The organism is Kineococcus sp. NBC_00420, from assembly GCF_036021035.1.
Lineage (GTDB): Bacteria > Actinomycetota > Actinomycetes > Actinomycetales > Kineococcaceae > Kineococcus.
Window position 1 is genome coordinate 5,282,145 of the sequence record NZ_CP107930.1, and the last position, 23,087, is coordinate 5,305,231.

Below are 23,087 nucleotides of genomic sequence, written 5' to 3' on the forward strand. Positions count from 1 at the left end.
GCGTTTCCCGGGCCAGGTAGGTTCGGACCGTGCGTTCCTGGCCCGTCCCCGAAGTCCCGACCCTCCCCGGTCGCGGCCCCCGCGTCCTCCTGCACGACACCTCGAGCGGCGGCCTCGTGCCCGTCGGCCCGGAGTCGGGGACGGCGACGCTCTACGTCTGCGGGATCACGCCCTACGACGCGACGCACCTGGGGCACGCCAACACCTACGTGGCCTTCGACCTGCTGGGCCGGGCCTGGCGGGACGCGGGCCTGCAGGTCCGCTACGTGCAGAACGTGACCGACGTCGACGACCCGCTGCTCGAACGGGCCGAGGCGACGGGCGTCGACTGGCGCGACCTGGCCCTGTCCCAGATCGAGTTGTTCCGCGGGGACATGACGGCCCTGTCGGTCGTCCCGCCGCAGGAGTACCTCGGTGTCGTGGAAGCCGTCGACCTGGTCTCGGCCGCGGTGCGCGACCTCCTCGCCGCCGGCGCGGCCTACCGGGTGGCGGGCGTGGACGGCGGCCCCGACGGCGACGTGTACTTCCCGGTGGACTCCGACGTGGCGTTCGGCACCGTGGGCGGCTACGACCTCGAGACCATGCTGGAACTCTCCGCCGAACGGGGCGGCGACCCGCGGCGTCCGGGCAAGCGGAACGCGCTGGACCCGTTGCTCTGGCGCGTCGAACGTCCCGGTGAACCCGCCTGGGACGGGGGTGTCCTCGGACGCGGCCGTCCCGGCTGGCACATCGAGTGCACCGCGATCGCCCTGCAGCACCTGGGGATGCCGATCGACGTCCAGGGCGGGGGCAGCGACCTCGTCTTCCCGCACCACGAGATGGGCGCGGCCCACGCGCACCTGCTGCGGCCGGAGTCACGTCCCTTCGCCGGCGCGTACGCGCACTCGGGGATGGTGGCCCTCGACGGCGAGAAGATGAGCAAGTCCAAGGGGAACCTGGTGCTCGTCTCGAAGCTCGTCGCCGCGGGGGTACCGGCGGCGGTCGTGCGGTTGGCCATCGTCGCCCACCACTGGCGCGCCGAGTGGGAGTGGACCGACGAGGTCCTGGCCGAGGCCCAGGCGCGGTACGCCCGCTGGAACTCCGCCGTCTCCGCGGCGAGCGGACCCGCGGCTGAGGAACTCCTCGCCACGGTCCGTGCGCGCTTGGCCGACGACCTCGACGGGCCGGGTGCGGTCGCGGCCGTCGACGCGTGGGTCGAGGCCGCGACGGCGGAGCCGGGTGACGACGCCGAGGCGCCGGACCTGGTGCGTCGCACCGTCTCCGCCCTGCTCGGTGTCGTCCTGCCCTGACGTCGGGGCTCAGTCGACGCTGGTGCCGTCCTGCGCCTCCTCCAGGACGCGCAGCGCGTTGGCGCTGGTGAGACCGGCGAGTTCCGCTGCGGACCAGCCGCGGTCGGCCAGTTCCCGCAGCAGGTTCGGGTACCCGGAGACGTCCTCGAGGCCGACGGGGAGTTCGTCGGTGCCGTCGTAGTCGCCGCCGAGTCCGACGTGCCCGGCGCCCATGACCTCGCGGGCGTGGTCGACGTGGTCCGCCACGTCGGCCACGCCCGCGGACGGGGGTTGCGCACCAGCCAGGAGGCGAAGTCCGCGACGGGTTCCTGCGCACCGACGGGGCCGTAGGGGGCGCCGCTCAGGCCGAGGCGTGCCTGTTCGGCGGCGGCCGCGGCGCGGTGCTCGGCGCAGGACGCGTTCACGAACGCGGGGACGAACGTGACCATGAGGACGCCACCGTTGTCCCGCAACCGTTCCAGGACGACGTCGGGGGCGTTGCGCGGGACGTCGGTGACGGCCCGGGTGGAGGAGTGCGAGAAGATCACCGGGCGGGTGGTGACGTCCAGAGCGTCGTGCATGGTCCGTTCGTGCACGTGGGAGAGGTCGACGAGGACCCCGGTGCGGTTCATCTCGCGCACGACGTCCCGTCCGAAGTCCGTGAGGCCGAAGTCGACCGGTTCTCCCGTGGCGGAGGCCGCCCACGCGGTGTTGTCGTTGTGCGTCAACGTCAGGTAGGCGAGCCCCGCCCGGCGCAGTTGGCGCAGCACCCCGAGGGAACCGGCGATGCTCTGCCCGCCTTCGGCGCCGATCAACGAGGCGATGCGTCCCGCGGAGATCGCGGTGCGCACGTCGGCGGCGGTCGGGGTCCACGCGAAGACGTCGGGGTGGGTGGTCACCATCCGCCGCACGACGTCGATCTGCTCGAACGTCGCCGTCACCGCGGCGGGGTGTTCCCAGTCCGAGGGGACGAACACCGACCAGAACTGCGCGCCGAGCCCGCCGGCGCGCATCCGGGGGATGTCGGTGTGCAGGACCGGCCGGCCCGTCGCGAGTTCCGCGGCGGCGGGGTCGGAGCCGAATTCCTCGCGGATCCGCCAGGGCAGGTCGTTGTGCCCGTCGAGGACGGGGTGCGTGCGCAGCAGTTCCGGCAGGTCGATCACCCGGACGAACCTACCCGCGGGATCACTGCCGCTGTTGCTGGATCTGGGACTGGATGACCCCGGAGAGGTGTTGCAGCTGGTTCGGTCCCAGCTGACGGACCTCGGCCTCGAGTCGGCGCACGACCTGCGGGTCCTCGAGCATCCGCTCGGAACTCTGCAGCAGGACCGTCCCGGAGCCGGTGAAGTCGTACTGGCGTTCCTCGCCCGACCGCGTCCCGAACAGCGCTCCCCGTGCGGCGCCGAGGAAGTGCCCCATCCAGCCGGCGTCGAAGTGCTGCGAGGGGGCGGGGCAGTCGGCCCACCCCACGAGGGCTTCGGGATCCACCCGGACGGGCGGTTCCACGAAGATGACCGGTCCCGAGGAACTGGCCAGGAACTTCCCCGTCCCGAGCAGGGTGAGGAACCCGGGGATGATGGACTCCTTGAGTTCCAGCCCGGCGTCGAAGGCGAGCAGGTTCGCGGCGCGGACGGTGAGGTTCCCCTCGTCGAGGTCGTAGGAGTTGATGTCGTACCCGCGATCGCCCAGGATCACGTGCCCCTGACCGTTGGTCACGACCCAGTCCCGGCTGTAGAGGGGTGAGGAGAAGTGGCTGGCGACCATGGCCGTCATCGACGTCGCGGTCAGCGGTTCGAAGCGGATCGTCCCGCCGCCCACGGGGTAGTAGGCGATCATCGTGCCGGTCTGCATGAACAGCGGACCGGTGAGCTTCACGCAGTAGGCGTAAGGGTTGTCCGGGAGGTTGTCGTGCTCCGGCAGCGTCTGCGGGTCCAGCGGGGTCGGGTTCACAGCTTCTCCTCGCTCGCCTGGACGTAGACGGTTCCTTCGCCGGACACCTTGAGCTGCACACCTTCACCCGACCCGCGTCCGACGGCGTCGCGCCAGGACACCGCCGTCGCGACGTCGAGGCGGAGGTTGCCGACGTGGGCGACGTAGGCCTGCGGGTCGACGACGACCTGGCGACTCCCGCCGACCTTCAGCGCGAACGTCCCGCCGTGGGAGAGGACGGCGACGGAACCCCGTCCGGAGAGCTGCGTCGTGAACAACCCCTGGCCCGTCACGGCCCCGCGGACGGCACCGCGCAGGCCGCCCTGCTGGCCGAGGAACACGACCGAGCTCGACATGCCGGCGTCGTGGGCGAGCAACCGGTCCGCCTCGACGGACATCGACTGCGACCCGTCGAGGTCGACGACCGTGACGTGGTGGCCGTGGTAGCCGTAGTGGACGGAGCCGTTGCCCTCGGCCACCATCAGCGGGACGGCCTCGCCCTGCATGCCGCGGGCGAGCGCCGAGGCGATCCCGTCGCCGTAGGCGCCGCCGCCGGGTCCGCCGACGACGGGGGAGAAGGCGATGGTGCCGGTGGTGGCGAGCATGGCGCCGCGGCGGGCGAGGACCTCCTGGCCGGGGCGGACCTCGGCGAGGACGACCTTGGAGGTGACCTTGGTGAAGCCCATCAGCGCTCCTCGGGCTGGAGGTAGACGATGCCCTGGCCTTCGAAGCGCAGGGAGAACGCTTCGCCGGAGCTCTCGCCGACGAGGTTGCGCCAGGAGACGTCGGTGACGAAGGACTGGGTGACGTTGCCGACGGCGCCGATGTAGGCGTCGGGGTCGACGACGAGGGGGAACTGGGGGCTGACGCGCAGCGCGATGGGTGGGCCGCCGAGGGAGAGCAGGGCGACCTGGCCGTGGCCGGTGACGGTGGTGGTGAAGAGGCCCTGGCCGCTGGAGGCGCCTTGGAGGCCGGTGAAGGTGACGTCGGTCTTGAGGCTGTCGGAGAGGCAGAGGAGGCCTTCGGACTCGGCCTTGAGGACGTCGCCGGCGAGGTCGAGGAGGAGGAGGTAGCCGGCGTTCACGGCGAAGTGGACGGTGCCGCGGCCGGTGACCTCCATGAGGGAGAGGTGTTCGCCGGTGACGCGTTGCTTGAGGGCGGCGCGGAGTCCGCCGCCGCCGCCCATGCCGGCGTTCTTGAACTGGACGTCTCCTTCGTAGGCGACCATCGAGCCGGTCTGGGCGCGCACGGCGCTGCCCTTGGACCCGTCGAGGTCGACGACGAGGACGCGTGGTGTTTCCAGCCGCCAGGACACAGGGCCTCCTTGGTCATCGTCGTCGTCGTGCCGTCAGCCCATCATGGCGTGATCTTCCCGTCCAGGGCGAGAACGCCGCAGGGGCGACCACGTCGTCGTGGTCGCCCCTGCCGTGGTGGTCTCAGAACTGGCCGGGCTGGCCGTACTGGCTCGGTCCGCCGAACTGCGGGGGCTGACCGGGGAACTCCCCGTACCCGCCCCCGATCCCCTTGGGGTTGGGGCCGTGCTGGTTCTGGCCGGGCTGGCTGTCCTTGCACGCCCAGACGATGAGGATGACGAGGAAGACGATGTTGGCGAGCGGGATGAGCAGGGTGAGGTACCACGCCCCGGACCGGCCGATGTCGTGCAGGCGGCGCCAGGACACGGCGAGACCGGGGACGAGCAGGGCGAGGCCGGTGATGGTCTGGACGACGCCGCCGCTCTCGCCGTACTGGGTGGCGAACCCGGTGCCGAGGACCCGGTCCAGGACGGAGGCCACGATGCTCACCAGGAAGGTGAACAGGGTCCAGAACCAGAACTCCGACCGCCGGGCCCGGCCCGAAAAGCGGGCGTAGTTCAAGAACCCGTGCTTGACGGCATCGACCATGTTCACTTCGTCGTCCCCTCTGCGACGCCCGGGAGGTCCGTGGCGCACGGTCCCATCATGGCGTGATCATGGGATTGGCGGGGGAAGGTCACAGGCGTGTCACCCGGTCAGCCCCGCCGCGGTGGGTCGTCGCGTCGGCGGAGGTAGCGCTCGAACTCGCGGGCGATGGCTTCGCCGGAGGCTTCGGGGAGGTCGGCGGTGTCCTTGGCCTCTTCGAGCTGCTGGACGTACTCGGCGATCTCGCTGTCCTCGGCGGCGAGTTCGTCGACGCCGCGTTCCCAGGCGCGGGAGTCCTCGACGAGGTCGCCGAGGGGGACGGCGAGGTCGAGGAGTTCTTCGACGCGTCGCAGCAGGGCGAGGGTGCCCTTGGGCGAGGGTGGCTGCCCGACGTAGTGGGGGACGGCCGCCCAGAGGGAGATGGAGGGGATGCCGGCGGTGGCGACGGCGTCCTGGACGACGCCGACGATGCCGGTGGGGCCTTCGTAGCGGGCGGGTTCGATGTCGAGCTTCTCGACGAGGTCGGGGTCTTCGCTGCTGGAGGTGACGGGCAGCGGGCGGGTGTGGGGCACGTCGGCGAGGAGCGCGCCGAGGGTGACGACGAGGGAGGCGCCGTGGGCCTGGGCCTGCTCGACGACCTCGCGGGCGTAGGTCTTCCAGCGCATCGACGGTTCGATGCCGCGGACGAGGAGGACGTCGCGGGGGGCGTCGGGCAGCAGGGCGTAGGAGACGCGGGTGGTGGGCCAGGTGAGCTGGCGTCGGCCGTTCTCGTCGTAGTGGACGGTCGGCCGGTTGACCTGGAAGTCGTGGTAGAGCTCGGTGTCGAACTCCATGACGTCGACGGCGTTCCACACCTCGTGCAGGTGGGCGACGGCTTCGCTGGCGGCCTCGCCGGCGTCGTTCCACCCCTCGAAGGCCGCGATCACGACGGGATCGCGCAGGACCACACGCTGCTCTGGCACGGGTCAACCCTAGACTCCGGTACCGATGGAGCCCGACATGACGACACCCGCGCCCGTTCCCGCCGCTGTCCTGTGGGACATGGACGGGACCCTCGTGGACACCGAACCGCACTGGATCGCGGCCGAGACGGCGCTGGTGGGTCGGTACGGCGCGACCTGGACGCACGAGCAGGCGTTGCAGCTGGTGGGGAGTGCGCTGCCCGATTCGGGGCGCGTCCTGGCCGAGCACGTCGAGCGCGCGACGGGGGTCCGGCTGGATCCGGTCGTGGTCGTGGACGAGCTGATCGAGGCGGTCATCGCGCAGGTGAGCGCCGCGGTGGTGTGGCGGCCGGGCGCGGTGGAGCTGCTGGGGGCGTTGTCGGCGGCGGGGGTTCCGTGCGCGTTGGTGACGATGTCGTACCGCAGCCTGGCCGAGACGGTGGCGCGGATGCTGCCGGGCGCGTTCGCGGTCGTCGTGGCGGGTGACGAGGTGGAGCGGGGCAAACCGGCGCCGGACCCGTACCTGCGGGCGGCGGAGCTGCTGGGGGTGGCGCCGGGGGACTGCGTGACCATCGAGGACTCCCCGACGGGTGTCGCGTCGGGGGAGGCGGCCGGGGCGCACGTGTTGGCGTGCCCGCACATGGTGCCCATCCCCGCGGCGGCGGGGCGGAGCCGGGTGGCGTCGCTGGCCGAGGTGGACGTCGCGGCCCTGGGGGCGATCGCTGCGGGGCGGGTCCTCGACACCCTGTAGCCCGGTCGAGGGGGACGACCGATGAGTTCCCGCGGCGCGGCGGGTCGCAGTGGCATGAGCGACCTCACCACGGACCGCGGCGACCTCGTCCGCTTCGACCGGTACGGGAGCGGGCCGGCGATCGTCTTCGTCGCCGGCGCCGGGCCGTACCGCGCCATGGATCCGCAGACGACCGCGACCGCCCGGGGTCTGGCGGAGGTGGGGTTCACCACCGTCGTGCACGACCGCGTCGGGCGCGGTGAGAGCCCCGCGACCGGTGACGTCACCCTGGACCGCGAACTCGCCGCCGTCGCCGCCCTGGTCGAGGAGGTCGGTGGTCACGCCGTCCTGGTCGGGCACTCCTCCGGCTCTTCGATCGCGTTGGCGGCCGCCGCGCGGGGCGTACCCGTCGACGGGCTGGTCCTGTGGGAGGCACCCCTGGACGAGCAGGAGGACCTGGCGAAGGTGCAGGGCTGGCACGACGACGTCACCCGTCTCCTCGACGTGGGGGAACTCGCCGCGGCGGCGGCGGAGTACGTGCGGGACATGCCGGCGGAGTTCCGCGCCGGCCTCGAGCAGATGCCGTTCTACCCGCGGTTCGTCGCCCAGGCTCCCGCCTACCGCGCCGACGGTGAGTCGCTGGTGTGGGCCGCGAGCGGGAACCTCGGCGAACTCCTGGGGAGGGAACTGCCGGTGCTGGCCGTGGTCGGCGAGCAGACGTTCCCCGTCATGACCCGGGCCGCGGAGCGGATCGTGCGCGAGGTACCGGGTGCGGTGTCGGAGGAACTGGCCGGTGCCTGGCACAGCTGGGACGTCCCCGCGGCGGTCGAGCGGTTCGGGCGGTTCACCCGCGACCTGTGACGGTGGTGCCCGCCCGGCGGGTCGGCCTACTCGTCCAGTCCCGGGACCTCGACGGGTTCGCGCACCACGGGGGTCTCCAGCGGCAGCGGCGGGGGCGTCCCGCCGAAGCTGGGGCAGATCGCCTTGTGGTTGCACCACGAGCACATCCGTCCCGGTTTCGGGCGCCAGTCGCCCGCTGCCCGGTTGCGTTCGATGGCGTCCCACAGGGCCTTCACCTTGCGCTCGGTGGCCAGCAGGTCGCCTTCGTCGGGGGCGTAGCGGAGGATCTCACCGGATCCGAGGTAGACGAGCTGCAGGAGCCGGGGGACCTCACCTCGCATGCGCCACAGGACGAGGGCGTAGAAGCGCATCTGGAACAGCGCCTTCGTCTCGAAGGTCTCGGAGGGCGCGCGGCCGGTCTTGTAGTCGACGACGCGCATCTCCCCGGTGGGGGCGACGTCGAGGCGGTCGACGATGCCGCGCAGCACCAGGCCGTTCTCGAGGTCGACCTCGACCCGCAGCTCGCAGGCCTCGGGTTCCAGGCGGGTGGGGTCCTCGAGGTCGAAGTATTTGCCGAGCAGCGTGCGGGCGCTGGCCAGCCAGCCCGTGAGCGCCTCCGCGACGACGTCGTCGCGGTCGGCGTCGGCACCGAAGAGGGCCCGCACCCGGGGTTCGCGGTCGAGGAGTTCCTGCCACTGCGGTTCCACCATCGCGCAGGCCCGTTCCAGGGTGCGTTCGGTGGCCGGGAGGTCGTAGAGGCGCTCGAGGACGGCGTGCACGACGGTGCCGCGCACGGCGGCCTCGGTGGGGGCCTCCGGCAGCCGGTCGATCGTCCGGTAGCGGTAGAGCAACGGGCACTGCATGAAGTCGGCTGCGCGCGAGGGCGACAGCGCCCGCCGGGGTGCGTCGACCTGCTGCACGCCGGTGGTCACGATCTCACTCTAGGGCGCAGCCGGGTGGTCCCCGATCTGAGCGACGTCGCGGGCCACCTAGGATCGGCGGATGCTCGTCGACCGCTGCACCCTGAGATCGGCATCGTGAGGGGCGGCATACGTCTCGGCCGCCCGTTCGGCGTACCGCTGCTGCTGGCGCCCTCGTGGTTCCTGTTCGCGGCGCTCATCGTCGTGATCTTCGCTCCGGTCGTCCAACGCCAGGTCGCGGGACCGGCGTCCTACGTCGTCGCCTTCGGCTACGCGGTGCTGCTGCTGATCTCGGTCCTGCTGCACGAGGTCGCGCACGCCCTGGCGGCGAAGTGGTCCGGCATGCGCGTCACCGGCATCGTCCTCAACGTGTGGGGCGGGTTCACCTCCCACGAGGGGCGCACCGGACCGGGCAGCAGCCTGGTCATCGCGGTCGTCGGTCCCATCGTCAACGCGGTCATCGCCCTGGTGGCGTGGCAGGTCGGTGGCGCCGTGCGGGACCAGCCCGACGGCGGCGGGGTCGCCGGGCTGCTGCTGGGGGCCCTGACGTTGTCGAACGCCCTGCTGGCCGTCTTCAACCTGCTGCCCGGGCTCCCGCTGGACGGTGGGCACGCGCTGGAGGCCGTCGTCTGGAAGGTCCGCGGCGACCGGCTCGCGGGGACCGTCGTCGCCGGCTGGGTCGGGCGGGTCCTCGCGGTGGTCGTCTTCGTCGGGGCCCTCTTCGGCCCGCGGCTGCTGGGCTTCGGCACGTCCATCACGGACGTCGTCTGGGCCGGCCTCGTCGGTTCGCTGCTGTGGCAGGGGGCCTCGGGTGCCCTGAAGTACGCGACGCAGCAGCGTCGGGTGCCGGCGCTGAGCGCGCGGGTGCTGCTGCGTCCCGCGATCGGGGTGAACGCCCGGGCCACCGTCGAGGAGGTCGTGCGCTCGGCACGTGCCGCGATCGACGCCGGTGCGACGTCGGGAACGCAGCGCGACCTCGAGGTCGTCCTCGTCACCGACGACGGGGTGCCCGTGGCCGTCGTCGACACCACGGCGCTGCGTCAGGTCCCGGCGGGACGCCGGACCTCGCTGGGGGCCGGGGCCACCGCCCGGGCCCTACCGCCGCGTTCCTGGCTGGCCGAGGACCTCGCCGGTGAGGACCTGCTCGACGCCGTCCAGGTCCGTCCCGGTGAGCACGTCATCATCGACGGTCAGGGTCGGGTGCGGGGTCTGCTGCACACCTCCGACGTCATCCAGGCCGTCACGGCCCGCTGACCCACCTCCCCGAACACCCCCGCTGGAAGGACCTCCTGTGAACACCCCCACCCCGCCGCCGACCGGCGCCCACACGCGTCGCGGACCTCTGCGCGAGGGGGAACGCGTGCAGCTCACCGACCCCCGCGGCCGGATGCACACCATCACCCTCACCGCGGGCAAGGAGTTCCACACCCACCGCGGCAAGTTCCTGCACGACGACCTCATCGGCCGTCCCGACGGGACGACCATCGTGAACACCGCGAGCATCCAGTACCTGGTGATGCGGCCGCTGCTGCCGGACTTCGTCCTCTCGATGCCCCGCGGTGCCGCGGTCGTCTACCCCAAGGACGCGGGGCAGATCGTGGCGATGGCCGACATCTTCCCCGGCGCGGTCGTCATCGAGGCCGGTGTGGGCTCCGGTGCGCTGACGATGTCGCTGCTGCGGGCCGTCGGCGACGGCGGACAGGTGCACTCCTTCGAACGACGCCAGGACTTCGCCGACGTCGCGACGGGGAACGTGGAGACGTTCTTCGGCGGTGGCCACCCCGCGTGGACGCTGCGCGTGGGTGACCTGGTGGAGACCCTGCCGGGGGTGGGGCTGCAGGCCGACCGGGCCGTCCTCGACATGCTCGCGCCGTGGGAGTGCCTGGACGCCGTCGCCGATGCGATGGCGCCCGGCGGGGTGCTGATCTGCTACGTCGCGACGGCCACGCAGCTCTCCCGCGTCGCCGAGGCGGCCCGCGACTCCGGCCGCTGGACCGAACCCGAGGCGTGGGAGTCGATGGTGCGCGGGTGGCACCTCGAGGGTCTGGCCGTGCGTCCGCAGCACCGGATGATCGGGCACACCGGTTTCCTCATCACGACCCGCCGCCTCGCCGACGGGGTGAAGCCGCCGCTGCGCAAGCGCCGTCCCGCGCCGGGGGCCTACCCCACCACTCCCGTGGCGACGGAGGCCCCCGACGACCTCGAGGTCGAACCAGGCGACCAGGTCGACCAGGTCGAGGCGAACGGGGAGGACGGCACCGAGTACGGCGACCGTCCCGTCTCCGACCGCAAGGTGCGCAAGGCGGCCCGTGAGGCCGCCCGAGGCGCCGAGGCCTCCGCGGCCGCCCAGGAGCCGACCGAGGAGTGAGCTCAGCGGGCGGGCGTCAGAGCAGCCACTGCCGGGGCGGGTTCGTGACGCCCGGCACCTGACGCTCGCCGGGCGCGGGGGCGGCCCACCGCACCCCGTTGGCCAGCACCTGCTGGATCTCGGACTGCTGGTAGACGGGGTACTCCTGGTCGCCGGGGCTGAAGTAGAAGATCCGCCCGCGACCGCGGGTGAAGGTCACCCCGGAGCGGAACACCTCGCCCCCGGCGAACGAGCTGATGAACAGCAGGTCGTCGGGGTCGGGGATGTCGAAGAGTTCCCCGTACATCTCCTGCTTCGGGATGACGATGGGGCTGGGGATCCCCTGAGCGATGGGGTGGGACGGTTTCACGTTCCAGACGAGCTCCTGCTCGCCCTCGTTCCGCCAGGCCAGCGAGCACGTCGTGCCGAGCAGGTTCCGGAAGATCTTCGAGAAGTGCGCGGAGTGCAGGGCGAGGAGCCCCATGCCCCCCAGCACGTGCGCCTTGACGCGTTCGACGACCGCGTCGTCGACCTGGTCGTGGGCGACGTGGCCCCACCAGAGGACGACGTCGGTGCTCACGAGGACCTCCTCGCTGAGACCGTGCTCGGGGTCCGCCAGCGTCGCGGTGGAGACCTCGGCGTCGGGCAGCAGCCGCCGCAGCCCGGCGGCGATGGCGCCGTGGATGCCGTCGGGGTAGTACTCGCCGATGTCCGGCGGGTTCTGGTTGCGTTCGTGGACGCCTTCGTTCCAGACCAGCACCTTCACGCGAGGGTCCCCCCGATCCGTTCCACGGCTTCGACCTGACCGGAGGAGGCGGACCGGGCGGCGGCCTCCATGAGGGCGACGCTGCCGAGGTTGGAGCGCCCCGTGACGTCCGGGGCCGCTCCGCCCTGGACGGCGGCGGCGAACTGGCGCAGACCGGCGGAGCGCCCCCACAGCGGCATGTCCGGCAGGGCCACGGGTGTCGCCGGCTTCCCGCCGAGCCCGAGGGTGACGGCGTCGTCGACCGGACCCCGGTCCCCACGACCGGCCAGCGTCACCAGGCCCTTCTCGCCCTCGAAGCTCCACTCACCGTCCCAGAAGGTCTGCTCGGCCCGCGAGACCCAGCTCCCGCGGTAGCTCGCGACCAGCCCGCCCTCGAGTTCGATGACGAGCACCGCGGAGGCCTCTTCGGCGTACTTGCTCCACGTCGGGTCGGTGACCTTGGCGTAGACGCTGACGGCTTCGCGGCCGGTCGTCATCCGCAGCAGGTCGAAGTGGTGGATCGCCATGTCGTAGATCAGCGGGTGCGGGAACTGGTAGTGGCGGTAGCTGTCGACGGGAGCGTCGTGGTCCCACCGGCGGAAGTCGACGTGCACGACGGAGAGGTCCCCGATCTCCCCGTCGGCGATGAGCTTGCGCACCGTCTGCGCCCCCGGGTAGAAGCGGTAGTTCTGGCTGACCTGCAGGACCAGGCCGAGTTCCTCCGCCCGCTCGACGGCCGTCCGGGCCTCGGCCACGGTGCCGGCGAACGGCTTCTCGACCAGGACGTGGAGGCCGGCCTCCAGGGCCTCCAGCGCGACCGGGACGTGGAAGTCCATCGGCGCGGTGACGAGGGCACCGTCGGCCTGGACGTTCTCCGCGGCCTCGGTCACCGACGAGAAGCACATCTCGTCGGGCAGACCCAGCGTCTTCTGCGCCGCGCGCAGCGTCGGTTCGTGGGCGTCGACGATGGCGACGCGGTCGACCTCGGGGACCGGCGGTATCGCCCGCCGTTCCCAGTCGCCTCCCCACCCGCCCAGCCCGACGTGGATGATCCTGGTTCGCTTCGTCTCGTCGCCGTCGACCACGTCCGGAAAACTACACCCAGGGCCTCCACCCCGGCCGAGAGGGCACGGGCGACCGACCCGCCGGCGGACTTCGTCGGGCTCCGGGTCCCTCCCGCGTGCGGGCGGAGACGTCAGACCATCAACTCGCGCAGCCGACGGACCCGGTCGAGCACCATCGGGTGGTCGGCGGGCAGGTTCCGCAGCGGGCCGGACCAGCGGCACACCTGCCGCAGCCCCAGCAGCACCGCGCTGCGGCGCAGCACCCGCTGCGACGGCGCGACGCCGTACCCGCGGAGCAGGTGCGGCAGCAGGGGAGCGGGCAGCCTCTCCCCGTCGTGCAGCAGGAAGTGCGCGAGGTCGAACCACGGTTCCGCGCCCCGGGCCTCACCGAAGTCGATGAAACCCGTGAACACGCCGTCCTGGACGAAGACGGGGGTGACGTCGAGGTCGCCGTGGGCGAGGGCGGGAACGACGTCGAGGCCGCACTGCTCGGCGATCAGCCCCTCGAGGACGTCGAGTTCGAAGGGTGAGAAGAGTTCGGTGAGCCGACCCGGCCACGGGTCGGGGAGGTGGGACACCACGAACTCGCGGTGGGTGGGGAACTCCGCGCGCAGCGGCCAGCCCGGGCCGTCACGGACGATGGACCCGAAACCGTCGACGGGGATCGAGTTCAGGACGGCGAGGTGGCGACCGGCGGCCTCCAGGACGGCCGGCGCGTCCTCGGCGCGCGAGAGCGGCGCGCCGGGGACCTCCGTGGTCAGAGCGACCCACCGGTCGAGCCCGGCGTCGAACTGCGTGTGCAGGACGGCGGGCACCGGAACCCCCGCCGCGGCCAGCCGGGAGTGCAGTTCCGCGTCGGTGCGCAGGTCGTCGCCGGGCCGTTCCCCCACCCGCAGGTAGTACGTCGCGTCGTCGGTCCGCACCCGGTAGACGACCGTGGAGACGCCGTCCTCGACGCGTTCGACGGAGAACACGATCAGCCGGCGTCCGGGCCGGTCGCGACCGGCCGCGACGGGTCGGCGACCCACTCCGACCACGAACCCGGGTAGAGCCTCGCGGGGATGCCGGCGACCTCGAGCGCGAGGAGGGTGTGGGCGGCGGTGACCCCGCTGCCGCAGTAGACCCCGACCGGTCCGGTGGAGACGTCGGCGAACCGCTCGCGCAGCCGTTCCGGGGCCAGGAACCGGCCCGTCGCGTCCAGGTTCTGCGTCGTGGGGAGGTTCAGCGCACCGGGGACGTGACCGGCGACGGGATCGACGGGCTCGACCTCACCGCGGTAGCGCTCGGGAGCGCGGGCGTCGAGGAGGGCCCCGGTGCGGGCGAGGGCGGCGGCCGACCCGGCGTCGAGCACGGGCAGGGATCCCGGGCGCACGGTGACGTCGCCGGGTCCGGGCAACGGGACGTCGGTGGTGAGGACCCCACCGGCCGCGGTCCACGCGGCCAGTCCACCGTCGAGCACCCGGACGTCGGCGAGGCCCGCCCAGCGCAGGACCCACCACCCGCGCGCCGCGCTCGTGGAGGTGGCGGCGTCGTGGACGACGACGCGGGTGTCGTCGCTGATCCCGGCACCGCGCAGGACCTCCTGCAGCGCCACGGGATCCGGCAGCGGGTGGCGCCCCTCACCGGTCCGGCGGGGCCGGGACAGCTGGGTCTCGAGGTCGAGGTACACCGCACCGGGGAGGTGTCCCCGCGCGTACTCCTGCGCGCCGTCGGGACCACCGAGCGCCCACCGGACGTCGAGCAGGACCGGCGGCCGCCCGCCGCCGAGTTCGGCCTGCAGTTCCGCGACGCTGATCAGAGCCATGTCCCGAAAGGTACAGTCACGGCGTGCTGCGCTGGTCCCGGGTTCCCGTGCTGCGCAGGGTGGAACCCTTCGTCGTCGCGATCCTCTCGGCCGTCCTCGTCGCCGCGCTGCTGCCCGCCGGCGGCGCCGTCGCGACCGGGTTCTCCTGGGGCACGACGATCGGGGTCGGGGTCCTCTTCCTCCTCTACGGGGCGCGCATGGCGCCGGCCGAGGCGGTCGCGGGGTTGCGCAACTGGCGGCTGCAGGGCTCGGTCGCGGCGACGACCTACCTGCTCTTCCCGCTGCTGGGGATGGGCCTCGCGCTCGTCGTCGGCCACGTCCTGGACGACGGTCTCGTCGCCGGTCTGCTGTTCCTCTGCGCCCTGCCCTCGACCGTCCAGTCCTGCGTCGTGTTCACCGCGGTGGCGCACGGCAACGTCCCCGGGGCGGTGGTCAGCGCGACGGTGTCGAACCTCGCGGGCATCGGCCTCACCCCGGTCCTGGCCGCGCTGCTGCTCGGTTCCACGGGGGCCGGGCCCGACGCCGGGGCCATCGGGCGGATCGTGCTGCAGCTGCTCGTCCCGTTCCTGCTGGGCCTGCTGCTGGGCCGCTGGATCGGTGGCTGGGTCCGAGCCCACAAGGGGCGACTGACCCTGCTGGACCGCGGGGTGATCGTGGCGGTCGTCTACGCCGCGTTCAGTCGTGGCGTGCGCCAAGGCGTCTGGAGCGAGGTGACGCCCGCCGAGGTCCTCGTCGTCCTCGGCTGCGCGGCGCTGCTGCTGGCCGTGGCGCTGACGTTCGCCTGGTGGGTCCCGCGGTGGTGGGGCGCCTCCCGCGCGGACCGGGTCACGACCGCCTTCTGCGGTTCCACCAAGTCCCTGGCCACCGGGTTGCCGATGGCGACCGTGCTGTTCCCGCCGCACGTCGTCGGGCTGGTGGTGCTACCGGTCATCCTCTACCACCCGCTCCAGACCACCGTCTGCTCGTTCCTCGCGGGGCGGCTGGGCCGTCAGCGGTGATTCGTCGAACTCGACGCTGACCCGCTCGAAACCCTTGTGCCGCTGGGCCTGCGCGATGTGGGTGTAGGCGCGTTCGTCGCCCTCGGTGAGTTCGACGAAGTCGGTGAACGGGGTCAGCAGCGCCCGCGGGTAGAGCTTGCGGACGCGGACGACGTCGGCCTCGACGCAGAGGACGACGACGCACGAGGTGATGAACAGGAAGGCGATGAGGCCGAGGACGGCGGTGAAGACCTGGTTGGAGATGCTGGACCGTTCGCTGACCAGCCCGGTCAGGGTGCTGCCGAACCGTTGCAGGAACTGCCAGACGACGGCCATCGTCAGCGCCCCGGGGAGAACCGTCCGGAACGGGGGGCGGTGGGCCGCGGCGAGCCGGAAGGCCATGGTGAAGCCGACCCCGGCGAGCAGGGTGTACCCCACCCGCGAGACCCACTCCAGCAGAGCGCTCCCGCCGAAGACGTCACCGACGACGATGTTCAGGACCGTGGTGCCGATGACGAACAGTCCCGCCGTGACGATCAGCAGCAACGAGCGGAGCCGTGCCTTGAAGGGGTTGGGACGTTCGTTGCGCGGGATCCCCCAGGCGATGTTGACCGCGTTCTGGATCGCCAACCCGACCCCGAGCCCGCCGTAGAGGGCGGCCGCGATGCCGATCGCGACCGTCGCCGCACCACCGCCCAGGGATCCGGGGTCACCGACCTCGTCCCGGATGACCGGGATCTGGTTGACGGCGGAGTTCAGGATCGCCTGCTGGGCGCCGGGGTTCCCGGACAGCACGTAGCCCAGGACGGTCGAGAGCAGCAGCAGCAGCGGGACCAGGCTCAGCAGGCCGTAGTAGGCGACGAGAGCCGCCAGGTAGGCGCCCTGGTCCTCGAAGAACTTGTAGACGACGGCGAGCGGGTAGCTCGCCACCGGGTGCTTGCGCTGGAACGCGTCGAGCCGCGAGACCCACGACATCGACCGTTGTCTCCCACCGTCCGCCGGATCCGCCGCGACGAAGGGTACCGGGGCGGGACTCAGCCGTGCACGCGCGACACCACCACACGGGCTACCCGCGACCAGACGTCGGAGGTGGGGTCGATGACCGAGAAGTGGTGCCCGGGCGCCTCCACGACCGTGACGTCGTCGCCGGCGGCGCCGGCGGCGGTCGCGAACCGGCGCGAGGCGTCCAGCAGGTCCGGGTCGTCGCCGACCCCGCAGACCACCGCGACGGGGAGACCGAGGGGCAGCCGATCGATCGGGGAGGACGCCGCGTAGACCTCGGGCAGCTCCTCGGGGGTGCCGCCGAGGGCCGCGGCGACCGCGTGCTCGCTGAGACCGCGGGCGTGGATCGACGTCAGGTCCAGGCAGCCGGCCAGGGAGACGGTGAGGGCGGGACGGATCCCGCTCCCGGTGGCCCGGTCGGCGGCGAGGCGGGTGACGAGCTGACCGCCGGCGGAGTGGCCGAGGGTGACGACCCGGTCGAGGTCGAGGGGCGCGTCGAGGTCCCGCAGCGCGTCGAGGGCCGCGGCGACGTCCGCCGTCGTGGCGTCCCAGCCGTGCCGGTCCGGGCGTCGGTACTCCACGTTCCAGGTCGCGAACCCCCGGGCGGTCAGGTCGACGGCCAGCGGGTGCATGACGTCGGCGTCCCAGCGCGAGCGCCAGTAGCCGCCGTGGACGAGGACGGCGACGGGGAACGGGCCCTCGCCCGCAGGCAGGCGCAGGTCGGCGTGCTGGTCCCGGTCCGCGCCGTAGGTGTGCCGGGTGCCGGGGTCGCTGGCGTGGAAGAACCAGTCGTCGACGCCGAAGGCCAGGCCCTGCATCCCGCGCCAGCGGACGTGGCGGCGGACGCAGCGGGACGTGTCGGGTTCGCGGGCGTCGAGGTCGACCCGGACGACGCACGCACCGGGGACACCGGCACCGACCAGCAGGTGATCCGCGGGTGTGTCGTCGCCGGCGACGAGCAGGAACTCCCCGTCCGCGGCGGCGGCGCGCAGGGCGGCCGCGAACTCGGCCGGGGAGCTCGTCAGGACCAGGTCGCCCTCGATCCCGCGGGCGGCGAGCGCCGCGTCGAAGACGGCCTGGCCGGTCACGGAGCCGGTGAGGACTCCGGGGGCGGCGACGGCGGTGAGCTTCACGAGCCGATCTCGGTGCGGACGGCGTAGAGCTCGGGGAAGAAGGTGAGGTCGAGGGCGCGGGCGAGGAAGTCGACGCCGGAGGAGCCGCCGGTGCCGCGTTTGAAGCCGATGGTGCGTTCGACGGTCTTGAGGTGGCGGAAGCGCCAGAGCTGGAAGTTCTCCTCGAGGTCGACGAACTCCTCGCAGGCCTCGTACTCGGTCCAGTAGCGCTCGGCGTCCTCGTAGATGGTCCGGAAGGTGGCGACGAGGGCGGGGGTGTGGACGTGGGCGCGGGTGACGTCGCGGTCGAGGAGTTCGGTGGGGACGTCGTGTCCGTGGCGGGCGAGGTAGCGGAGGAACTCGTCGTAGAGGCTGGGGGCTTCGAGGAGGGTCTTGAGTTCGCGGTGGCGGGGGGCGTCGTGGGCGAAGACGTCGAGCATCGTCGCGTTCTTGTTGCCGAGGGCGAACTCGACGGCGCGGTACTGGTGGCTCTGGAAGCCGGAGGAGTTGGCGAGGAACCCGCGGAACTGGGAGTACTCGGTGGGGGTGAGGGTGGCGAGCACGGACCACTGCTCGGTGAGGGTGCGCTGGATGTGCTTGACCCGGGCGATGTTCTTGAGCGCGGTCTTGAGGTCGTCGCCGGCGATGGCGGTCATGGCGGAGCGCAGTTCGTGCAGGACGAGCTTGAGCCACAGTTCCGAGGTCTGGTGCTGGATGATGAACAGCAGTTCGTCGTGGTGCTCGGGGGTGCTGAGCGGGTGCTGGGACGTGAGGAGTTCGTCGAGGTGGAGGTACTCGCCGTAGGACATGTCACGGGTGAAGTCGGTGACGACTCCGTCCTCGAGCTTGCGGGTGTTCTCGCTCACCGGGTGGCCTCGACGATCTCCTGGAGGGCGAGGACGCCGTGGAGGACCTCGGTGAAGCTGGTGGACAGCGGGGCGAGGCCGAGGCGGATCCCGTCGGGGGTGCGGAAGTCGGGGACGACGCCCCGGGTCCAGAGTTCGGCGGTGACGTCGCGGAAGTCGCTGCGGCGCAGGGTGATGTGTCCACCACGGGCTTCCGGCTCACGCGGGGTGGCGACGGTGACGCCGTGGGGGGCGAGGAGGTCGTCGGCCAGGTCGAGGGCGAAGGTGGTCAGTGCGGTCGACTTGGCGCGGACGGCGGCGATCCCGGCGCGTTCCAGCTGGTCGAGGCCGACCCGGACGGGGACCATGGCGACGATGGGTGGGGTGCCGGAGATGAGTTGCCGGATCCCGGGGTCGGGCTGGTAGCCCTGGCCCATGGCGAAGGGGTCGGCGTGGCCCATCCAGCCCTGGACGGGTTGGCGCAGGGCCTGCGGGTGGCTGCCCTGGTGGCGGGTGGCGAGGTAGGCGAAGGCGGGGGCTCCGGGTCCGCCGTTGAGGTACTTGTAGCAGCAGCCGACGGCGAGGTCGACGCCCCACGCGTCGAGTTCGAGTTCCACCGATCCGGCGGAGTGGGAGAGGTCGAAGAGGACGAGGGCGCCGGCGTCGTGGACGACGCGGGTGATGGCGGCGGCGTCGGCGAGGTGGCCGGAGCGGTAGGCGACGTGGCTGAAGGTCGCGAGCGCCGTGCGGGGGCCGACGGCGGCGCGGACCTGGTCGGGGGTGATCCCGGAGGCGGGGTCGGTCTCGATCCAGCGCAGGGTGAGGCCGGTCTCGGCGGCGATGCCTTCGAGGACGAAGCGGTCGGTGGGGAAGTTGTCGGTGTCGCAGACGATCTCGTCGCGGCCCTCGGCCTGTCCGGCGGCGGCGGCGGCGCGGACGAGCTTGTAGAAGAGGACGGTGGTGGAGTCGGCGACGACGGTCTGTCCGGCGGCGGCGCCGAGGGCGACGCGGCCGATCTGGTCTCCCAGCTGGGTCGGCCAGTCCATCCAGCCGCCGTGGGGGCCTTCGGTCCAGCCCTGGATGAGCCGACCGCCCCACTCCTGGTGGAGGAAGGTGTCGAGCGCTGCGGGGGTGGCGGTCAAGGGGCGGCCGAGGGAGTTGCCGTCGAGGTAGGAGGTGACGGCGGGGGCCGCGTCGAGGAGGAACTCCTCGCGGTAGGGGGCCAAGGGGTCGGCGGCGTCGAGCGCGGCTGCGCGCTGGGTGTGGGTCACGTCTCTCCTCGGGGTGCTGGGGGCTGACCGTAGCGTGGACGGCGTGTCCCTCGTCGTGCGTCACGTCCTGTTCCCCGGCCGCCACCACCTCGTGACGTCCTTCCAGACGCGGTACCTGCGTTCTCTGCTGGCCGGGGAGCTCGTGGACTCCGCGGGGGTTCCGGTGGTGTGCGCGGTCGACGCGGACGTGGTGTGGGCGGTGACGTCGGCGACGCACAGCGGGACGAGGCGCAACCCGCTGCCGGGTCACCGGCGGGAGGCGATGGTGGAGCGGGTGTCCGCGGTGGAGGGGTTGGCGTCGTTGGTGGCGCCGGTCGCGGACGTCCCGGCCAGTCCGCGGTTCGCGCGGACGGTGCTGGCGAGCGTGGAGCTGTCCACGGGGGTCGCGGCGACCCCGGAGGACACGGTGCTGGCGTGTTCGACCCCGGGGGTGGCGGCGATGTACGCGGAGCTGGGGTTCCGGGTGGTGGCGGTGGAGGACGGGGACCCGGCGGGTCCGGCGCGTCCGTGGGACGTACTGGAGATGGTGGCCGCGGGGGACGGGCGGTGGCGGGAGCTGGCGCACCCGGAGGTGGTGCGCTTCTACGACCGGTACGGGCTGGCGGCGCAGGTGGCGTTGATCCACGCGGACCCGACGGTCTCGACGGAGGGGGACCTGACGTCGACGCGGGACTACCGCAGCTACACGGCGGCCTTCGACGACGCCTCGGACCGCAAGTGGGAGCTGGTGTCGGCGTTCGTGGAGCCGGGGCGGGTGGTGGACCTGGGCTGCGCGGCGGGGGGTCTGCTGGAGCGGGCGGCTCGGGACCCGCGGTTGGCGGAGTCGGACCTCTACGGGGTGGACGTGTCGCGGCACCTGGTGGCGGAGGCGGAGCACCGTCGGGCGCAGGGGGTGTTCGCCCACCCCAACGTCTTCTTCGCCCAGCGCAACCTGTTGCGCTCGGCGGTCTTCCCGGTGGCGTCGGTCAGCACGACGCTGACGGTGGCCCTGACCCACGAGATCGCCAGCTACGGCGCGGGGCGGGCGGACCTGGAGCGGTTGGCGGAGCGGATCTTCGAGCACACGGCGCCGGGCGGGGTGTGGGTCTGTTCCGACGTGCTGGGTCCGCGGGAGGGGGACCGGCTGGTGCACCTGGTGCTGGACGGGGTCGGTGCGGGGGTGGCGCCGCGGGACCTGGCCGGTCTGGACGGTGGGGACGTGGCGGCCGTGGTGGGCGCGATGTCGCCGGCGGAGCGGTTGGTGCAGTTCGCGCAGGACTTCCCGGCGCTCTCCGGCGGGCGCTGCGACGTGCGGTGGGTCGGGCCTGGTGTGGCGGAGCTGACCCTGCGGGCGGCGATGGAGTTCCTCACCACCCGCGACTACGTGGACAGCTGGCTCTCGGAGTGCCACGAGCGGTTCTGCGACATGACGTGGCCGGACTGGGTCGAGCTGCTGGAGGGGGTGGGGTTCGGGGTGGAGCCGGTGAGCGGGGCGTGGCGCAACGAGTGGCTGGTGGAGAACCGGCTGTCGGTGGGGGCCTCGGTGCGGGACGCGGTGACGGGTGCGGAGCTGGCCTGGCCGCAGACGCACGTCACGTTCGTGGTCCGACGCCCTCGGTGACCGGCCGGCAACGCGCCGACGTCGAATCCACCGCGCGATCCCGGGTCCGCGGGTTACTGTCGAACGCATCCACCCAGAGGGGAGATGCGCCATGACGGAGCCCCAGCGCCGCTTCGGCGGCGGAGGTGAGCGGGACGCCCGCCATCTCACCGCGCTCGAGGAACAGCTCGGAGCCGCCCGGACCCGACTCGCCCAGGTCAGTGCCCAGAACGACCGCCTCGCCACGACGCTGCGCGAGGCACGGGACCAGATCGTCGCGCTGAAGTCGGAGGTGGACCGTCTCGGTCAGCCGCCCGCGCAGTTCGCGACGTTCCTGGAGGCCGCCGGTGAGGGCACGGCCGACATCATGTCGGCGGGTCGGCGGATGCGGGTGGCGGTGAGCCCGGCGATCGACCTGGACTCGTTGAAGCCCGGCCAGGACGTGATGGTCAACGAGGCCATGAACGTGGTGGCGGCGTTCGACTACGAGCGCACGGGCGAGCTCGCCTCCGTCAAGGAGATCCTGCCCGACGGGCGGGTCCTGGTGCTCGCGCGCGCCGACGAGGAGCGCGTGGTACGTCTGGCCGGTCCGTTGATGGACGGCCCGCTGCGGGTCGGGGACTCCCTGACCATCGACACCCGGTCCGGGTTCGCCTTCGAGCGGATCCCGAAGGCGGAGGTCGAGGAGCTGGTCCTGGAGGAGGTCCCGGACATCGACTACGAGGACATCGGTGGCCTCGGGCCGCAGATCGAGGCGATCCGCGACGCGGTGGAGCTGCCGTTCCTGCACGCGGACCTGTTCCGCGAGCACGGTCTGCGCCCGCCGAAGGGGATCCTGCTCTACGGCCCGCCCGGGTGCGGGAAGACGCTCATCGCGAAGGCCGTCGCGAACTCGCTGGCCAAGAAGGCCGCGGAGCTGCGGGGCGAGAGCCAGGCCAAGAGCTACTTCCTGAACATCAAGGGTCCGGAGCTGCTGAACAAGTACGTCGGCGAGACCGAGCGCCACATCCGGCTGATCTTCGCCCGGGCGCGGGAGAAGGCGAGCGCCGGGACGCCGGTGGTGGTGTTCTTCGACGAGATGGAGTCGTTGTTCCGCACCCGTGGGTCGGGGGTGTCCTCGGACGTGGAGACGACGATCGTGCCGCAGCTGCTGTCGGAGCTGGACGGGGTGGAGCGCCTGGAGAACGTCATCGTGATCGGCGCCTCGAACCGCGAGGACATGATCGACCCGGCGATCCTGCGCCCGGGCCGGCTGGACGTGAAGATCAAGATCGAGCGTCCGGACGCGGAGAGCGCGGGGCAGATCTTCGCGAAGTACCTGACGCCGGACCTGCCGTTGCACGCGGACGACGTCGCGGTGAACGGGGGGACGAAGCAGCTCACGGTCGAGGCGATGATCCGGGCGACGGTGGAGCGGATGTACACCGAGAGCGAGGAGAACGAGTTCCTCGAGGTGACGTACGCGGGCGGTGACAAGGAGGTCCTGTACTACAAGGACTTCAACTCGGGCGCGATGATCCAGAACATCGTGGACCGGGCGAAGAAGATGGCGATCAAGGACCTGCTGACCCTGAACCAGAAGGGGGTGCGGGTGGATCACCTGATGAGTGCGTGCGTGGACGAGTTCAAGGAGAACGAGGACCTGCCGAACACGACGAACCCGGACGACTGGGCCCGGATCTCGGGCAAGAAGGGTGAGCGGATCGTCTTCATCCGCACGTTGATGCAGGGGAAGAAGGGCACGGAGGCGGGCCGCTCGATCGACACGGTCGCCAACACGGGTCAGTACCTGTAGGTCGCTTCCCGTCCGGTGGT

At 72.2% G+C, this 23,087-nt stretch carries 22 protein-coding genes and 2 pseudogenes; 8 read left to right on the forward strand and 16 right to left on the reverse strand.

Annotation, left to right across the window (positions count from 1 at the left end):
• Window positions 1–29: 29 nt before the first annotated feature.
• Window positions 30–1,289 (forward strand): cysteine--1-D-myo-inosityl 2-amino-2-deoxy-alpha-D-glucopyranoside ligase, encoded by a 1,260-nt coding sequence (mshC, locus tag OG218_RS25795; protein WP_328296075.1) that lies wholly within the window; start codon window positions 30–32, stop codon window positions 1,287–1,289.
• A 9-nt stretch (window positions 1,290–1,298) separates the two neighbouring features.
• On the opposite strand, the gene OG218_RS25800 is transcribed toward mshC, so the two are convergent.
• The 7 genes and pseudogenes from OG218_RS25800 to OG218_RS25825 all read right to left on the reverse strand — a co-directional run bounded on the left by OG218_RS25800 (window position 1,299) and on the right by OG218_RS25825 (window position 6,057).
• On the reverse strand, window positions 1,299–1,544 hold the full coding sequence (locus OG218_RS25800) for a membrane dipeptidase (RefSeq protein ID WP_328296076.1): 246 nt from the start codon (window positions 1,542–1,544) through the stop codon (window positions 1,299–1,301).
• Between the two features lie 197 nt (window positions 1,545–1,741).
• Window positions 1,742–2,431: pseudogene (locus OG218_RS26745) on the reverse strand (dipeptidase); the annotation flags it as partial.
• Window positions 2,432–2,453: 22 nt separating this feature from the next.
• Window positions 2,454–3,218 carry an AIM24 family protein gene (locus OG218_RS25805; RefSeq protein WP_328296077.1) on the reverse strand — a complete coding sequence of 255 codons (765 nt, stop codon included), beginning with the start codon at window positions 3,216–3,218 and terminating at the stop codon, window positions 2,454–2,456.
• Window positions 3,215–3,883, reverse strand: coding sequence for an AIM24 family protein (locus OG218_RS25810; protein ID WP_328296078.1), 669 nt, complete (start codon window positions 3,881–3,883; stop codon window positions 3,215–3,217). Before OG218_RS25810 ends, OG218_RS25805 begins: the two co-directional genes overlap by 4 nt.
• The gene (locus tag OG218_RS25815) at window positions 3,883–4,512 is read right to left on the reverse strand and encodes an AIM24 family protein (RefSeq protein WP_328296079.1); all 630 of its coding nucleotides are present in this window, start codon (window positions 4,510–4,512) and stop codon (window positions 3,883–3,885) included. The genes OG218_RS25810 and OG218_RS25815 overlap by 1 nt, the downstream gene beginning before the upstream one ends.
• 121 nt (window positions 4,513–4,633) lie before the next feature.
• On the reverse strand, window positions 4,634–5,098 hold the full coding sequence (locus OG218_RS25820) for a DUF805 domain-containing protein (RefSeq protein ID WP_328296080.1): 465 nt from the start codon (window positions 5,096–5,098) through the stop codon (window positions 4,634–4,636).
• A gap of 107 nt (window positions 5,099–5,205) precedes the next feature.
• Window positions 5,206–6,057 (reverse strand): PAC2 family protein, encoded by an 852-nt coding sequence (locus OG218_RS25825; protein WP_328296081.1) that lies wholly within the window; start codon window positions 6,055–6,057, stop codon window positions 5,206–5,208.
• 37 nt (window positions 6,058–6,094) lie between these two features.
• Here OG218_RS25825 and OG218_RS25830 point away from each other — a divergent pair, with 37 nt between their 5' ends.
• Window positions 6,095–6,787 carry an HAD family hydrolase gene (locus OG218_RS25830; RefSeq protein WP_328296082.1) on the forward strand — a complete coding sequence of 231 codons (693 nt, stop codon included), beginning with the start codon at window positions 6,095–6,097 and terminating at the stop codon, window positions 6,785–6,787.
• Window positions 6,788–6,808: 21 nt separating this feature from the next.
• Window positions 6,809–7,627 carry an alpha/beta fold hydrolase gene (locus OG218_RS25835; RefSeq protein WP_328296083.1) on the forward strand — a complete coding sequence of 273 codons (819 nt, stop codon included), beginning with the start codon at window positions 6,809–6,811 and terminating at the stop codon, window positions 7,625–7,627.
• Between the two features lie 26 nt (window positions 7,628–7,653).
• Here the strand turns inward: OG218_RS25835 and OG218_RS25840 are convergent, their stop codons facing one another.
• Complete coding sequence (locus OG218_RS25840; protein WP_328296084.1) at window positions 7,654–8,538, reverse strand: RecB family exonuclease; 885 nt, start codon at window positions 8,536–8,538, stop codon at window positions 7,654–7,656.
• 105 nt (window positions 8,539–8,643) lie between these two features.
• Here OG218_RS25840 and OG218_RS25845 point away from each other — a divergent pair, with 105 nt between their 5' ends.
• On the forward strand, window positions 8,644–9,780 hold the full coding sequence (locus tag OG218_RS25845; protein ID WP_328296085.1) for a site-2 protease family protein: 1,137 nt from the start codon (window positions 8,644–8,646) through the stop codon (window positions 9,778–9,780).
• 37 nt (window positions 9,781–9,817) lie between these two features.
• The gene (locus tag OG218_RS25850; protein ID WP_328296086.1) at window positions 9,818–10,894 is read left to right on the forward strand and encodes a tRNA (adenine-N1)-methyltransferase; all 1,077 of its coding nucleotides are present in this window, start codon (window positions 9,818–9,820) and stop codon (window positions 10,892–10,894) included.
• Window positions 10,895–10,910: 16 nt separating this feature from the next.
• On the opposite strand, the gene OG218_RS25855 is transcribed toward OG218_RS25850, so the two are convergent.
• From OG218_RS25855 to OG218_RS25870, 4 genes are all read right to left on the reverse strand, one after another.
• Window positions 10,911–11,639, reverse strand: a complete 729-nt coding sequence (locus OG218_RS25855) for a ThuA domain-containing protein (protein WP_328296087.1) — start codon at window positions 11,637–11,639, stop codon at window positions 10,911–10,913.
• Window positions 11,636–12,703, reverse strand: a complete 1,068-nt coding sequence (locus OG218_RS25860; protein ID WP_328296088.1) for a Gfo/Idh/MocA family protein — start codon at window positions 12,701–12,703, stop codon at window positions 11,636–11,638. The genes OG218_RS25855 and OG218_RS25860 overlap by 4 nt, the downstream gene beginning before the upstream one ends.
• Window positions 12,704–12,813: 110 nt before the next feature.
• Complete coding sequence (locus OG218_RS25865) at window positions 12,814–13,710, reverse strand: phosphotransferase family protein (protein WP_328296089.1); 897 nt, start codon at window positions 13,708–13,710, stop codon at window positions 12,814–12,816.
• A complete protein-coding gene (locus OG218_RS25870; protein ID WP_328296090.1) occupies window positions 13,659–14,486 on the reverse strand; it encodes a sulfurtransferase in 828 nt (275 codons plus the stop codon). The genes OG218_RS25865 and OG218_RS25870 overlap by 52 nt, the downstream gene beginning before the upstream one ends.
• Window positions 14,487–14,509: 23 nt before the next feature.
• Between OG218_RS25870 and OG218_RS25875 the strand changes: the two genes are divergently transcribed.
• Window positions 14,510–15,484, forward strand: coding sequence for a bile acid:sodium symporter family protein (locus OG218_RS25875; RefSeq protein ID WP_328296091.1), 975 nt, complete (start codon window positions 14,510–14,512; stop codon window positions 15,482–15,484).
• Here the strand turns inward: OG218_RS25875 and OG218_RS25880 are convergent.
• From OG218_RS25880 to OG218_RS25895, 4 genes are read right to left on the reverse strand one after another with little or no spacing between them, the layout of a single operon-like run.
• On the reverse strand, window positions 15,407–16,438 hold the full coding sequence (locus tag OG218_RS25880; RefSeq protein ID WP_328296092.1) for a YihY/virulence factor BrkB family protein: 1,032 nt from the start codon (window positions 16,436–16,438) through the stop codon (window positions 15,407–15,409). The genes OG218_RS25875 and OG218_RS25880 overlap by 78 nt on opposite strands.
• A gap of 59 nt (window positions 16,439–16,497) precedes the next feature.
• Window positions 16,498–17,598, reverse strand: a complete 1,101-nt coding sequence (locus OG218_RS25885; protein WP_328296093.1) for an alpha/beta hydrolase family protein — start codon at window positions 17,596–17,598, stop codon at window positions 16,498–16,500.
• Window positions 17,595–18,443: a tryptophan 2,3-dioxygenase gene (kynA, locus tag OG218_RS25890; protein ID WP_328296094.1), complete on the reverse strand. Its 849-nt coding sequence runs from the start codon at window positions 18,441–18,443 to the stop codon at window positions 17,595–17,597. The genes OG218_RS25885 and kynA overlap by 4 nt, the downstream gene beginning before the upstream one ends.
• Window positions 18,440–19,693 carry a kynureninase gene (locus tag OG218_RS25895; RefSeq protein ID WP_328296095.1) on the reverse strand — a complete coding sequence of 418 codons (1,254 nt, stop codon included), beginning with the start codon at window positions 19,691–19,693 and terminating at the stop codon, window positions 18,440–18,442. Before OG218_RS25895 ends, kynA begins: the two co-directional genes overlap by 4 nt.
• Window positions 19,694–19,736: 43 nt before the next feature.
• On the opposite strand from OG218_RS25895, the gene OG218_RS25900 reads away from it, so the two are divergent.
• Entirely contained in the window at window positions 19,737–21,293 is a 1,557-nt protein-coding gene (locus OG218_RS25900; protein WP_328296096.1) for a class I SAM-dependent methyltransferase, read from the forward strand.
• A 139-nt stretch (window positions 21,294–21,432) separates the two neighbouring features.
• Window positions 21,433–23,067 (forward strand): annotated as a pseudogene (gene arc, locus OG218_RS25905) (proteasome ATPase); the annotation flags it as partial.
• Between the last annotated feature and the right edge of the window lie 20 nt (window positions 23,068–23,087).

Bases quoted from the DNA above. Each gene is read 5' to 3' on its own strand.
- OG218_RS25810 (WP_328296078.1), bottom strand. From the start codon at position 3,883: ATGGGCTTCACCAAGGTCACCTCCAAGGTCGTCCTCGCCGAGGTCCGC.
- OG218_RS25870 (WP_328296090.1), bottom strand. From the start codon at position 14,486: ATGGCTCTGATCAGCGTCGCGGAACTGCAGGCCGAACTCGGCGGCGGG.
- OG218_RS25820 (WP_328296080.1), bottom strand. From the start codon at position 5,098: ATGGTCGATGCCGTCAAGCACGGGTTCTTGAACTACGCCCGCTTTTCG.
- OG218_RS25835 (WP_328296083.1), top strand. From the start codon at position 6,809: ATGAGTTCCCGCGGCGCGGCGGGTCGCAGTGGCATGAGCGACCTCACC.
- OG218_RS25880 (WP_328296092.1), bottom strand. From the start codon at position 16,438: ATGTCGTGGGTCTCGCGGCTCGACGCGTTCCAGCGCAAGCACCCGGTG.
- OG218_RS25830 (WP_328296082.1), top strand. From the start codon at position 6,095: ATGACGACACCCGCGCCCGTTCCCGCCGCTGTCCTGTGGGACATGGAC.